The organism is Photobacterium sp. 2_MG-2023 (assembly GCF_030547675.1).
Classification (GTDB): domain Bacteria; phylum Pseudomonadota; class Gammaproteobacteria; order Enterobacterales; family Vibrionaceae; genus Photobacterium; species Photobacterium arenosum.
On the sequence record NZ_JAUOQQ010000022.1, the window covers coordinates 38,657 to 50,845 of the forward strand.

Below are 12,189 nucleotides of genomic sequence, written 5' to 3' on the forward strand. Positions count from 1 at the left end.
CAAATCAAGACTGCAAAGTATCGTTCAGACGGGCAAGCTTGCCTCGTACTGACTGATCGATGACTAAGTCTCCGGCTCTAATTACAACCCCGGCAATCAGGGTCTCGTCTACACTGCAGTTCAGCTTAACCTTGCGCGCCAGACGCTGTTCCAGCTTACTGATGATTGCACTCATTTGACCTTCGTCCAGGGTGATCGCAGAGATCACACTGGCTTCGATGGTTTTTTCCAGTTCATCTTTCAAGAACAGGAACTGAGTACAGACTTCAGGAAGAATTTTCAGGCGTCCGTTTTCGGCCATGACCTTAATCAGGTTCTGGCCGGCGTCGTTGAGTTGCTCGCCGCACACTGACAGAAAGATTTCCGTCAGTTTGTCTGCCGCAAAACCACCATCCAGTACATCCAGAATGGTATCGTTTTTAGCGACTTCCGAAGCAAAGGTGAGCATTTCTGACCACTGGGCCAGCTCACCTTTCTCAACCGCATAATCAAAGGCTGCTTTAGCGTAGGGGCGTGCGATAGTAGTCATTTCCGACATGGTGCTTGCCCCTTCTATTACAGTTCTGCAGTGACTTTGTTAAGAACATCAGCATGAGCGTCTTTATCGATAGTACGCCCAATGATTTTCTCAGCACCAATCACAGCCAGAGTTGCAACTTGTTTTCTTAGGTCATCGCGCGCGCGATTACGTTCTGCATCAATTTCAGCACGACCTTGAGTCAGAATTTTTTCACGCTCGGCCGTCGCTTCCGCTTTGGCCTCTTCGATGATTTGAGCTTTACGCTTGTTAGCTTGCTCAATCAGTTCAGTTGCAGTACGTTTTGCTTCTTTCAGTTGATCAGAAGCATTTGACTGCGCCAGGTTGAGATCTTTGGCAGCGCGATCCGCTGCTGCCAAACCGTCAGCAATTTTTTTCTGACGCTCTTCAATCGCTTCCATAATTGGTGGCCATACATATTTCATGCAGAAGACCACAAACAGGAAAAACGCGATAGCCTGACCCAGTAATGTTGCATTCATATTCACAACGGCATCTCCTTAAACAGGGTAGCTATGGGTCCGTTACGTTCGTGGATTAACCAGCCAGCTGTCCAACGAATGGGTTAGCGAATGTGAATAGCAGAGCGATAACGATACCGATCATTGGAACCGCATCCAGCAGGCCTGCGATGATGAACATCTTAACTTGCAGCATAGGAGCCATTTCAGGTTGGCGAGCAGCGCCTTCAAGGAACTTACCACCCAGCAGGGCGAAACCAATCGCAGTACCCAGGGCAGCAAGACCTACAATGATGCCCACGGCAATTGCAGAAAAGCTTAGTAAAGTTTCCATCACTATCTCCAGTTTATTGTTGTCGGCCTAAATGCCAGTAAATAAAAAATAAAATTGTTTACGTATTAATGATTGTCTTCGTGAGCCTGAGACAGGTACACGATAGTCAGCATCATAAAGACGAAAGATTGAATCGTAATGACCAGGATGTGGAAAATTGCCCACGGAACCGAGCCCAGCCATTGTGCCCACCACGGCATCAGCGCCGCGATAAGAATAAACACCACCTCACCGGCGAACATGTTACCGAACAGACGCATGCCGAGAGAAATAGGCTTCGCCAGCAGCGAAACTACTTCCAGTAGCAGGTTGAACGGAATCATAACCGGGTGATTGAACGGGTGCAGTGCCAGTTCTTTGGCAAAACCGCCCAGGCCTTTGATCTTGATGCTGTAGTAGATCATCAATGCAAAGACACCCAGCGCCATTGCCATGGTGATGTTAACATCAGCTGACGGTACTACCTTCATATAAGGAATACCAAGCCAATGCTCCGCCGGATACGGAATGAAGTCGATTGGAACCAGGTCCATGACGTTCATCAAGAAAATCCAGCAGAAAATCGTCAGAGCTAGCGGAGCTATCAGCGCGTTGCGGCCATGAAAGGTTTCTTTAACGCTGTTGTCAACGAATTCCACCATTATTTCCACAAAACACTGTAGCTTACCCGGCACCCCTGAGGTTGCCTTCTTCGCTGCCAGACGGAACAATCCCAGAAAGATCGCACCTGTCAACACAGAAAAGAAAAGGCTGTCGATGTGTACCGCCCAGAAACTTCCCTCGGCCACCAGACCCAGCTTATCGGTTGATAAGTTTGTCAGGTGGTGAGTGATGTAACTGGAAGGTGTAAGCGCTTCACCTGGCGCAGCCATAACTCATCCTATTTGTTGTTGTTAATGAATAAAACCGGCGCACAGATATTAATACCCAGAGCCAGCAAATAGGTCAGCTTGAGGGGAACAAGTTCCACCTCGACATACAGGTAGACAAGGGAAAACAAGATGACTGTAATGAGGATTTTCAGCACTTCTCCGCCGTAAAATGACGCCATTACCAGACGGGCCTTAGTGGCCCCGCCGAAGAGAAAAGCGCACACAGAAAAAGCGGCGTTAGCTATCACAAAGATGCCGCCACCGATAAGTGCAGAGATTCCCCAGTCAACATTGACAGCAAACACTGCCATGATTGCCGTTGTCAAAACGACGCCAGATTGTAGTAACAACAACCGCTTCGCCAATTGGCGTCCCGGCCTGACTAGCGTCGAAACCATGTATTCATTCCTCGAGTCCGTTCCACTACACATACGTCGTGCTGGGAAAACTGCGAAAATTATACGGTTCATTAGATTGAATGCAATCTAATCACAATAAAAAAACAGTTAGAATTTATAACACATTATCCCGATCACGCAGTGGTCATTTTTACGGCAAAAATAGTAAGAATCCGGTCACACTTCTGAACTTAACATTGCCAAAAGTTGCTGTAACTTCTGGGGCTCGTCAAAATTTATGATTATTTTACCTTTACCGCTTTTGCTTTGATTAATCGCAACCTGAGTGCCAAATTGCTCACTCAGACGATTTTCCATCGCTTCAACCTTGGGATCGACAGAGACAGGGGCGACCTCCGGGGCAGGGGTGAGCAGTTTTTTCACCAAACGCTCGGTATCCCTTACCGTCAGAGATTTCGCCACGACGGTGTGAGCCGCTTCCAGTTGCTGTTCAGCAACCAGTGACAGCAATGCACGGGCGTGACCCATTTCCAGCTGCCGCTGGGCCAGCAACCGCTTAACCTGTGGCTCCAGCTGGTTTAAACGCAGCAGGTTAGACACAGCAGCGCGGGACTTGCCGACCGCTTCGGCAATTTGCTGATGGGTGAGGGAGAATTCATTCTGCAATCGCTCCAGCGCCTGAGCTTCCTCAATAGCATTGAGATCTTCACGCTGGATGTTTTCAATCAGGGCAATCGCGACGGTGGCACGATCATCCACGTCTTTGACCAGACAGGGAACCTTAGACAGGCCTGCCTGGCGAGACGCCCGCCAGCGACGTTCGCCGGCAATGATTTCATACTGTTGCGGGGCCAGTTGGCGAACCACTATAGGCTGGATCACCCCCTGAGCACGGATAGAATCAGTCAGTTCCGCCAGCGCTTCTGCTGACATATCCTGACGTGGCTGATACTGACCCGGTTGCAGCTGACTGACCGGCAGTTCGCGCAGCGCGCCTTCTTCCGGTACCGTTTCTTCCTTGCTGACAGCCTCTGTGGCCTGTTGTCTTTCTCGGGCCACCGAACTGGTGGCCAGCAGTGCATCAAGGCCTTTTCCCAGGCCTCGTTTATTCATGGTCATGCTTGCTTACGCCTCTACCTGAGCAGGTTCCCGCGCGGTTTCCTCACGACGAATCATCTCTCCGGCCAGCGCCAGGTAGGCCTTGGCACCGCTGGAGGTCTTATCGTAGTACATGGCCGGACAGCCATGACTCGGGGCTTCGGCCAGACGCACATTACGTGGGATCACGGTGCGGTACACCTTATCACCAAAATGCTTCTTCAGTTGCTGGGACACTTCATTCGCCAGCCTGTTGCGCGGATCATACATGGTGCGGAGCAAGCCTTCTATCTTGAGATCGGCATTGACCACGGCAGCCAGCTTGCTGATGGTGTCCATCAGGGCCGTCAGACCTTCCAGAGCGAAATATTCGCACTGCATTGGCACCAGAACAGAATCCGCCGCTGTCATCGCATTGATGGTCAGCAGGTTGAGGGAAGGGGGACAGTCGATAAAAATAAAATCGTACTTATCCCGTACCGGTTCCAGCGCAGTACGTAACCGCACTTCGCGGGCAAACACTTCCATCAATTTGATTTCTGCAGCAGTCACATCACCGTTGGCGGCCACCAGATGGTATCCACCGGCATTTTCGGTGATCACGACTTCTGAAAACGGGGTTTCTTCGACCAGAAGCTCATAGGCAGTGGCATCAACCTGATACTTGTCGACACCGCTGGCCATGGTGGCATTCCCTTGCGGGTCGAGATCAATCACCAGCACTTTACGCTGGGTGGCGGCCAGTGACGCAGCTAAATTGACACAGGTTGTGGTTTTACCCACACCACCTTTTTGGTTGGCAACAGCTATGACTTTTCCCACGAAACACCCTCGTTAATTCATTCCTTTGCCGTCAAGAGTACTAAATGACGCGCCCCCTCCAAGTCGGGGACATGCAAAGATTTGACCTCACTCACAGAACACCAGCTTGGTAATTCTGTCAGTTCCTCTTCAGTAACCTGGCCTTTGAGCGCCATAAACTGACCTTCCGCAGCAGGCAGATGACGGCACCAGTTAACCATATCAGACATGGACGCAAATGCCCGGCTTAGTACAGCATCAAACCCCTGTTCTGGGATAAAGGCCTCGACCCGGCTTTGCACCGGTGTGACATTGTCAATCTTCAGTTCATGAATAACCTGACGGATAAAACGTATTCGCTTACCCAGACTGTCGAGCAGGGTAAATTGCTTCTCGGGCAGCATGATAGCCAGCGGAATACCCGGCAAACCAGGCCCGGTACCGACATCAATAAACCGCGTTCCCTGTGACAGGTAAGGACTGACGGCCAGGCTGTCCATGATGTGCTTAACCAGCATCTCATTGGGGTCCCGTACTGACGTCAGATTATACGCTTTGTTCCACTTGTGCAGCAGGCTAACATAGCCCACCAGTTGCTCAAGTTGTTGTTCTGTGACCTTGAGTTCAGTTTTTGCAATCAGCTGTGCCAGACGCTCCTTCACGCTGCCACCTCCGAGTCGCCTTTTTTCAGCAGGCCGTGTTTTTTCAGGTACACCAGCAGCAGCGAAATGGCAGCCGGGGTTACGCCTGAGATACGTGACGCCATGCCGATAGTCGCAGGTTTTGCGTCGTTCAGCTTGGCAATCACTTCATTTGACAAGCCTTTCACTTGCTTGTAATCCAGATCAGCCGGCAGTTTGCTCTGCTCATGACGCAGAGATTTTTCCACCTCTTCTCTTTGGCGGTCGATATAGCCCTGGTATTTAACCTGGATCTCAACCTGCTCGCTGGCCTCGGCATCGGTGCTGGCCGGGCCAAACAGAGCCAGAGCCGTCAGTTGCTCATAGGTCACTTCCGGACGGCGCAGCAGATCCTCACCACTGGCTTCACGGGTCAGCGGGGTTTTCAAAATCTCATTGATCGTCGCCGCGTGCTCAGAAGCCGGGTGGATCCAGATGTCTTTCAGGCGCTGACGCTCCTGCTCGATGGTGTTCATTTTTTCATTAAAACGTGACCAGCGCTCGTCATCCACCAGACCAAACTGGCGACCCAGCTCGGTCAGACGAATATCGGCGTTGTCTTCACGCAGCAACAAACGATACTCAGCACGCGAGGTAAACATGCGGTACGGTTCTTTGGTACCCATGGTCGACAAATCGTCAATCAGTACGCCCAGGTAAGCCTGATCGCGGCGCGGGCTCCAACCTTCTTTATCCTGTGACTGCAAAGCGGCATTCATGCCCGCCAGCAGCCCCTGGGCAGCGGCTTCTTCATAACCTGTGGTGCCATTGATCTGGCCGGCAAAGAACAGACCGCTGATAAATTTGGTTTCCAGCGTGGGTTTCAAATCACGCGGATCGAAGAAATCGTATTCAATGGCGTAGCCTGGGCGAATAATACTGGCATTTTCAAAGCCTTTCATTGAACGGACGATTTGCATCTGCACATCAAACGGCAGGCTGGTGGAGATACCGTTCGGATACAGTTCGTGTGTCGTCAGGCCTTCCGGCTCAATGAAAATCTGGTGGCTGTTTTTGTCCGCAAAGCGCATCACCTTGTCTTCGATAGACGGACAATAACGTGGGCCAATACCTTCAATCACCCCAGAATACATAGGGCTGCGATCCAGATTATTGCGGATCACATCATGGGTCTTTTCATTGGTATGGGTAATAAAACACGGGATCTGGCGTGGATGATCCGAGTGTTTACCGAGGAAAGAAAACACCGGAGTCGGATTATCACCATGTTGGGCTTCCAGCTGGCTGAAATCCACTGTGCGGGCATCGATTCGTGGCGGTGTACCGGTTTTCAGACGATCGACACGGAAAGGCAAGGCACGGAGACGATCCGCCAGGGCGATCGACGGAGGATCGCCGGCGCGGCCGCCGCTGTAATTTTCCAGGCCGATGTGGATCTTGCCGCCCAGGAAGGTGCCTACGGTTAATACCACGCTACGGGCACGGAATTTCAGACCCATTTCGGTCACCACGCCCACAGCACGATCCTGCTCGACGATCAGATCGTTAACCGCCTGCTGGAACAGCATCAGATTAGGCTGGTTTTCCAATGCTTCACGAACTGCAGCTTTGTAAAGCGCCCGGTCTGCCTGAGCACGGGTTGCACGTACGGCCGGGCCTTTTGATGAATTCAGGGTACGGAACTGAATTCCACCTTTATCAATGGCTTGCGCCATTAAACCACCCAAAGCATCCACTTCTTTTACCAGATGGCCTTTCCCGATCCCGCCAATCGCCGGGTTACAGGACATTTGACCCAGGGTATCGATATTATGGGTCAGCAACAGGGTTTTCTGACCCATGCGTGCTGCTGCCAATGCGGCTTCCGTTCCGGCATGACCGCCACCAACTACGATGACATCAAAATTTTCCTGGTAAAACATGAAATTACCTCAGGTGATCAATTAGCCATTCAATTTGCTTGAAGCAAAGGGGGTATATTCTACCTCGTTTCCAGGCAAGAAAGAATCACTCTTGGTGATCAAATGATCAGAGGCCGAGATCCTAAATATATATAAGATCTTTTTAAGAAGATCTCTTATTGGATCTACTATTAGGATCGCCCGATCGTGTGGATAAGTCGTTTTTGATCCTAATGATCATGCTGTTAGGGAGGATCACTTCTTGTTAGGTGTGTGGGATCTTCGTAAGGACTTCCTGGGATCTAAATGGCACTTTATCCACAGGGGGTTATTGGCGATTAAGTTGTTCATTGGATAACAAAGGGTTGATCACCGTTTAGATCTATAGTTATACACAGAAGAAAAATAAAAAACTGGCGTAATTGGGAGTAATTATCGCCAGTCAGAGAAGGCTTAAAGGAGCTTTTTCCAGCCGTCCAGCCAGATTTCGGCCGGGTCTTCCGGTACAGGATCCTGAGAAACGTCGATGTCGAGCCGTTCACCAAGACGCTGGGCGCCCAAATCGGCCAGCAGTTGATCCAGTTCTTTACCTGCCTGGCAGAAAGTGTCGTAACTGCTGTCGCCAATGGCCACCACACCATATTTCAGCCCGCCGAGATCGGGCTGCTGATCCTTCAGCTGGTTGACAAAGGGCTGAATATTGTCGGGGAACTCACCGGCACCATGGGTTGAGCAAATCAGCAGCCAGATATGCTCTGAATTAAGCTCATCCAGGGCGGCCTGGTTGAGAGTTTCGGTGTCGTGACCGGCGTCAGTAAGCAGTTCGGCTAAGTGATCGGCGACATATTCCGCGCCGCCGAGAGTGCTGCCTGTGATCAGGGTAATGGTCGCCATAGGGGCCTCTTTATATAGACAAATGTCAGAATGGCTGAATTGTACTCTGAGTTGGCGATAAGAAAACCCTTGGAAAAATGTGCCTGTTGTCCGCCTTTTGGGCACCAGGCAGAGGCGGGAAGGGGGTTGGCGATGGGTAATGACACCATTAATGCAACATTGTTATTAATTTCAGTCTATTAGAACAGTTACCAACAGTTAATCCCAAGGATCCTCTGTGCTTGATCGTTCTTAAAGCGGCAGTTATCAACGGCTTTTGATCGCTGCCGATACCCAGGGATCGGGGGCTGGGTGAGCTGTTATGGTTGCCAAGCAGGATCACCCTGCTGATCATTACAGTAAGGTGAAAAAAAGCCCTGCCAGTCTGGCAGGGCTGTGTGGTTGGCGCTGTCGGTTTTATTTGCCGATACAGAAGGAGGTAAAGATGCGGCCCAATAGATCATCGGAGGTAAATTCGCCGGTGATTTCGCTCAGGTGCTGCTGAGCCAGACGCAGTTCCTCAGCCAGGATTTCACCGGCCATGTAGCCTTCCAGCTGCGATTTTCCTGTGTCCAGGTGCATGGCGGCTCGTTCCAGTGCATCCAGATGGCGACGGCGGGCCATGAAGCCGCCCTCCGTGGTCCCGGCAAAGCCCATGCAGGCTTTGAGGTGTTCGCGGAGGGCTTCCACGCCGTCTCCGGTCCGGGCCGACAGGCGGATCAGGGTGGGCTGGCTGACATGGCAGATCCCGGTTGGTTCACCGGTCAGCTCCGCTTTGTTGCGGATCACGGTCAGGCCCATGGAGTCCGGCAGGCGTTCGATAAAATCGGGCCAGATCTCTGCCGGGTCGGTCGCGTCTGTGGTGGTGGCATCGACCATAAACAGCACCCTGTCTGCCTGGCGGATTTCCTCCCAGGCCCGTTCAATCCCGATACGTTCGACTTCGTCGCTGGCGTCGCGCAGGCCGGCGGTATCTATGATGTGCAGTGGCATACCGTCGATGTGGATGTGCTCGCGCAGCACGTCACGGGTGGTGCCGGCAATGTCGGTGACTATGGCGCTGTCTTTGCCGGACAGGGCATTGAGCAGGCTGGATTTACCGGCATTCGGCCGCCCGGCAATTACCACTTTCATCCCTTCGCGCATGATGGCGCCCTGATTGGCTTCGCGGCGCACCGCATTGAGCTCTGCCATCACAGTATCCAGATCGGCGCTGACTTTGCCGTCACTGAGAAAATCAATTTCTTCTTCCGGGAAATCAATTGCAGCTTCAACGTAAATGCGCAGATGGATTAGGGCTTCCACCAGCGCATTGACGCGCTGGGAAAAAGCGCCCTGCAGCGATTGGAAGGCACTCTTGGCGGCTTCTTCACTGCTGGCATCAATCAGATCGGCAATGGCCTCGGCCTGCGCCAGATCCAGCTTGTCGTTCATGAAGGCCCGCTCGGAAAATTCGCCCGGGCGGGCAGGGCGTACCCCTTCAATCTGCAGTATGCGTTTGATCAGCATGTCCATCAGCACCGGGCCACCGTGCCCCTGCAATTCCAGCACATCTTCACCGGTGAATGAATTCGGGTTCGGGAAATACAGGGCGATGCCCTGATCGAGTGCTGTGCCGTCTGCGGCCCGAAAGGGCAGATATTCAGCGTAACGTGGCTTGAGGCTGCGTCCGGTTACGGCTTCGGCCACCTGGCCAGCCAGCGGACCGGATACGCGAATAATGCCGACTCCGCCACGGCCCGGAGGGGTGGCCTGAGCGACGATAGTGTCGGTTGTCTGAGTCATCATGATAGCTTTCGTCTTTGAGCGTGGGCGCTATTGTAATCAGTGTTGATCAGGATAGCCAACTCTGCGAGCGGGCAACAAAAAGGCGGCCATACAGGCCGCCTTGTCATCTTTATAGTCAGAAGCAGGCTTACGCTTTTTTGCTGTGCAGGCCTTTCTTCTCCAGTTGTTTGAAGATGATGTACTGCTGAATCAGGGTGACGATATTTGACACCAGCCAGTAGAGTACCAGACCTGCCGGGAAGAACAGGAAGAAACCGGTGAACAGCACAGGCATGAAGGTCATGATCTTCTGCTGCATAGGATCGGTCACTGTGGTCGGGCTCATCTTCTGGATCAGGAACATAGTGACACCCATCAGGATAGGCAGCACGTAGTACGGGTCCTGAGCTGACAGGTCATGAATCCAGCCGAAGAAAGGAGCATGACGCAGTTCCACTGATTCCATCAGTGCCCAGTACAGGGCGATGAAGATTGGCATCTGCAGGATTAACGGCAGACAGCCACCCAGCGGGTTCACTTTCTCTTTCTTGTACATCTCCATCATTTCCTGGCTCATGCGCTGGCGGTCGTCGCCGAAGCGCTCACGCATCGCCTGCAGTTTTGGCTGCAGCATGCGCATTTTGGCCATGGAGGTGTATTGGGCTTTGGTCAGCGGGAACATCACACCACGGACGATAAACGTCAGGATGATGATGGCGATACCCCAGTTAGCCACGAAATCATGGATAATCGACAGCAGTTTGTGCAGCGGGCTGGCAATGAACCATAGCCAGCCGTAATCGGCGGTCAGATTCAGATTCGGTGCCGTTGCTTCCAGCTTGTCCTGTAGTTTAGGACCAGACCACAAGGTCGCCGTCAGCGTCTGCTCGGCACCCGGTGCCACAGTGGCACTTGGCAGGCGGACACCAATGTAACCCTGGCCCTGGCTGGTGCGGGAGAACAGGTTACTGGTGTCATCGGTATGCGGGATCCACGCCGAGACAAAGTAATGCTGCATCATGGCTGCCCAACCCTGTTCCATGCTCAGGTTCAGGTTCTTATCGGCCATGTCATCAAAGCTGTACTTTTTGTATTTTTCGTCGTCAGCCGAGTAAGCACCACCGCGGTAAGTCGGCATGGTCAGGCTGCCGCCGTCATCGAGCAGGGTTTGCTTCAGCTGGGCGTACATCTGCACTGTGGCAGGTGCGTCAGACTGGTTGTTGATGGTGTAGGACACGTCCACCGCGTAACTGTCACGGGTCAGGGTGAAGGTCTTGGTGTACTCGATACCGTCTTTGCTGTAGGTCAGTGGCACTTTAAGTTCGTCCTGACCATCGGCCAGTACAAAGTCAGTGCCTGCTGCTGTTAGTTGGGCACGGCCGGCGGTAGAGTCGATACCATTGGCGCCGATCAGACCTGACTGGGCAATGTACTGGTGCGCCGGTTCGTTTTTCAGCAGCACGAAGGGATCGCTGGAGTCCAGTTCGTTGTCGTAGGCCAGCAGTCTGGCTTCAACTATGTCACCACCCAGAGTATCAACAGTCAGATCCAGCACATCGGTGCGGATGTGGATCAGCTTGTCGGAACTGCTAGGCCCTGGGATTGTCTGACTCTCGCCACTGTGTGACGGGACATCGCCCTGGGTCGTCGCGCTTTGCGCAGCTGTCTGGTTCTGAGGTTGCGTGCTGGTGTCGGTATTCCACTGTTGAAACAGAAGAAAAGACACGAACAGCAGGGCAATTAACAGAATATTGCGTTGGGAATCCATCGTTAATGTTCTCTGTCGTTATCCTGGGTTGGCGGAACGGGGTCGTAGCCACCGTTGTTCAAAGGGTGACATCTTAATAGACGTTTCGCCGTGAACCAACAACCTTTTATTGCCCCATGAGTTTTTAGTGCTTCAATCGCATACTGGGAGCAGGTCGGGGTGAAACGACAACGTGGCCCGATCAGCGGGCTGATTGCCAGTTGGTAAAAGCGGACTAGTCCTACGACTAGCCACGCGAGGGGCGAGACAGGCGATGCCATAGCTTATCAAGCAACTTACACAGATCGGCGTTGCTCATTTCACTGGCACTTTTTTTAGCAATCACCACAAAGTCTTTAGCAGGCAGATCATGTTGCTTGAGACGGAAACGTTCCCGTGCCAGGCGTTTAAACCGATTGCGGCCTACCGCGGTTTTGATTTGTTTTTTAGGGACTGCCAGACCGAGCCGTGGATGGTTCAGGTCGTTGTTGCGGGCCAGAATGGTGAAGTGAGGAGAGCCAGCACTGTGAGCTTGCTGGAAGACATGTTTATAATCTTCGGGAGTTAACAGACGTAACTCCCGAGAAAAAGCGTACTTAGTCAAAATAATCGCAATGATTACTTAGACAGACGCTTGCGGCCTTTGGCGCGACGTGCATTGATTACAGCGCGACCGTTCTTAGTTGCCATGCGAGCACGGAAGCCGTGGCTACGCTTGCGCTTTAGAACTGAAGGTTGAAAAGTGCGTTTCATGGTTTTACCTTAAAATTACTGATCAGTTTTAAGTTTTTGTGTTA

The 12,189-nt window shown here is 52.2% G+C and carries 15 protein-coding genes; all 15 read right to left on the reverse strand.

The window, feature by feature from the left end; all coding sequences use genetic code 11:
• Nucleotides 1–4: 4 nt before the first annotated feature.
• Nucleotides 5–538, reverse strand: a complete 534-nt coding sequence (atpH, locus tag Q4491_RS16355; protein ID WP_192017640.1) for a F0F1 ATP synthase subunit delta — start codon at nucleotides 536–538, stop codon at nucleotides 5–7.
• Nucleotides 539–555: 17 nt separating this feature from the next.
• Nucleotides 556–1,026, reverse strand: a complete 471-nt coding sequence (gene atpF / locus Q4491_RS16360; RefSeq protein WP_192017641.1) for a F0F1 ATP synthase subunit B — start codon at nucleotides 1,024–1,026, stop codon at nucleotides 556–558.
• 49 nt (nucleotides 1,027–1,075) lie between these two features.
• Entirely contained in the window at nucleotides 1,076–1,333 is a 258-nt protein-coding gene (atpE, locus tag Q4491_RS16365; RefSeq protein WP_005302247.1) for a F0F1 ATP synthase subunit C, read from the reverse strand.
• A 65-nt stretch (nucleotides 1,334–1,398) separates the two neighbouring features.
• Nucleotides 1,399–2,205, reverse strand: coding sequence for a F0F1 ATP synthase subunit A (gene atpB / locus Q4491_RS16370; RefSeq protein WP_027251735.1), 807 nt, complete (start codon nucleotides 2,203–2,205; stop codon nucleotides 1,399–1,401).
• An 8-nt stretch (nucleotides 2,206–2,213) separates the two neighbouring features.
• On the reverse strand, nucleotides 2,214–2,603 hold the full coding sequence (locus tag Q4491_RS16375) for a F0F1 ATP synthase subunit I (RefSeq protein WP_027251736.1): 390 nt from the start codon (nucleotides 2,601–2,603) through the stop codon (nucleotides 2,214–2,216).
• Nucleotides 2,604–2,780: 177 nt separating this feature from the next.
• On the reverse strand, nucleotides 2,781–3,677 hold the full coding sequence (locus Q4491_RS16380; protein ID WP_192017643.1) for a ParB/RepB/Spo0J family partition protein: 897 nt from the start codon (nucleotides 3,675–3,677) through the stop codon (nucleotides 2,781–2,783).
• Between the two features lie 12 nt (nucleotides 3,678–3,689).
• Nucleotides 3,690–4,484 (reverse strand): ParA family protein, encoded by a 795-nt coding sequence (locus tag Q4491_RS16385; RefSeq protein ID WP_027251738.1) that lies wholly within the window; start codon nucleotides 4,482–4,484, stop codon nucleotides 3,690–3,692.
• Nucleotides 4,485–4,501: 17 nt separating this feature from the next.
• Nucleotides 4,502–5,125: a 16S rRNA (guanine(527)-N(7))-methyltransferase RsmG gene (gene rsmG / locus Q4491_RS16390; protein WP_120513851.1), complete on the reverse strand. Its 624-nt coding sequence runs from the start codon at nucleotides 5,123–5,125 to the stop codon at nucleotides 4,502–4,504.
• The gene (mnmG, locus tag Q4491_RS16395) at nucleotides 5,122–7,026 is read right to left on the reverse strand and encodes a tRNA uridine-5-carboxymethylaminomethyl(34) synthesis enzyme MnmG (RefSeq protein ID WP_192017644.1); all 1,905 of its coding nucleotides are present in this window, start codon (nucleotides 7,024–7,026) and stop codon (nucleotides 5,122–5,124) included. The genes rsmG and mnmG overlap by 4 nt, the downstream gene beginning before the upstream one ends.
• A 432-nt stretch (nucleotides 7,027–7,458) precedes the next feature.
• Nucleotides 7,459–7,899 (reverse strand): FMN-binding protein MioC, encoded by a 441-nt coding sequence (mioC, locus tag Q4491_RS16400; RefSeq protein WP_192017645.1) that lies wholly within the window; start codon nucleotides 7,897–7,899, stop codon nucleotides 7,459–7,461.
• Between the two features lie 396 nt (nucleotides 7,900–8,295).
• Entirely contained in the window at nucleotides 8,296–9,663 is a 1,368-nt protein-coding gene (mnmE, locus tag Q4491_RS16405; RefSeq protein ID WP_218386754.1) for a tRNA uridine-5-carboxymethylaminomethyl(34) synthesis GTPase MnmE, read from the reverse strand.
• A 130-nt stretch (nucleotides 9,664–9,793) separates the two neighbouring features.
• Entirely contained in the window at nucleotides 9,794–11,413 is a 1,620-nt protein-coding gene (gene yidC, locus Q4491_RS16410) for a membrane protein insertase YidC (protein ID WP_303459004.1), read from the reverse strand.
• A gap of 2 nt (nucleotides 11,414–11,415) precedes the next feature.
• Nucleotides 11,416–11,673, reverse strand: coding sequence for a membrane protein insertion efficiency factor YidD (yidD, locus tag Q4491_RS16415; protein WP_081669217.1), 258 nt, complete (start codon nucleotides 11,671–11,673; stop codon nucleotides 11,416–11,418).
• On the reverse strand, nucleotides 11,640–11,996 hold the full coding sequence (gene rnpA / locus Q4491_RS16420) for a ribonuclease P protein component (RefSeq protein WP_027251744.1): 357 nt from the start codon (nucleotides 11,994–11,996) through the stop codon (nucleotides 11,640–11,642). The genes yidD and rnpA overlap by 34 nt, the downstream gene beginning before the upstream one ends.
• A 14-nt stretch (nucleotides 11,997–12,010) precedes the next feature.
• Nucleotides 12,011–12,145, reverse strand: a complete 135-nt coding sequence (gene rpmH / locus Q4491_RS16425) for a 50S ribosomal protein L34 (RefSeq protein WP_075762025.1) — start codon at nucleotides 12,143–12,145, stop codon at nucleotides 12,011–12,013.
• Nucleotides 12,146–12,189 lie beyond the last annotated feature (44 nt).

What these genes read in the sequence shown, in the direction of transcription:
- mnmE (WP_218386754.1), bottom strand. Translation starts at nt 9,663, where the DNA reads ATGACTCAGACAACCGACACTATCGTCGCTCAGGCCACCCCTCCGGGC.
- rpmH (WP_075762025.1), bottom strand. Translation starts at nt 12,145, where the DNA reads ATGAAACGCACTTTTCAACCTTCAGTTCTAAAGCGCAAGCGTAGCCAC.
- atpE (WP_005302247.1), bottom strand. Translation starts at nt 1,333, where the DNA reads ATGGAAACTTTACTAAGCTTTTCTGCAATTGCCGTGGGCATCATTGTA.
- atpB (WP_027251735.1), bottom strand. Translation starts at nt 2,205, where the DNA reads ATGGCTGCGCCAGGTGAAGCGCTTACACCTTCCAGTTACATCACTCAC.
- Q4491_RS16375 (WP_027251736.1), bottom strand. Translation starts at nt 2,603, where the DNA reads ATGGTTTCGACGCTAGTCAGGCCGGGACGCCAATTGGCGAAGCGGTTG.
- yidC (WP_303459004.1), bottom strand. Translation starts at nt 11,413, where the DNA reads ATGGATTCCCAACGCAATATTCTGTTAATTGCCCTGCTGTTCGTGTCT.
- atpH (WP_192017640.1), bottom strand. Translation starts at nt 538, where the DNA reads ATGTCGGAAATGACTACTATCGCACGCCCCTACGCTAAAGCAGCCTTT.
- Q4491_RS16380 (WP_192017643.1), bottom strand. Translation starts at nt 3,677, where the DNA reads ATGAATAAACGAGGCCTGGGAAAAGGCCTTGATGCACTGCTGGCCACC.
- yidD (WP_081669217.1), bottom strand. Translation starts at nt 11,673, where the DNA reads ATGGCATCGCCTGTCTCGCCCCTCGCGTGGCTAGTCGTAGGACTAGTC.
- mnmG (WP_192017644.1), bottom strand. Translation starts at nt 7,026, where the DNA reads ATGTTTTACCAGGAAAATTTTGATGTCATCGTAGTTGGTGGCGGTCAT.
- mioC (WP_192017645.1), bottom strand. Translation starts at nt 7,899, where the DNA reads ATGGCGACCATTACCCTGATCACAGGCAGCACTCTCGGCGGCGCGGAA.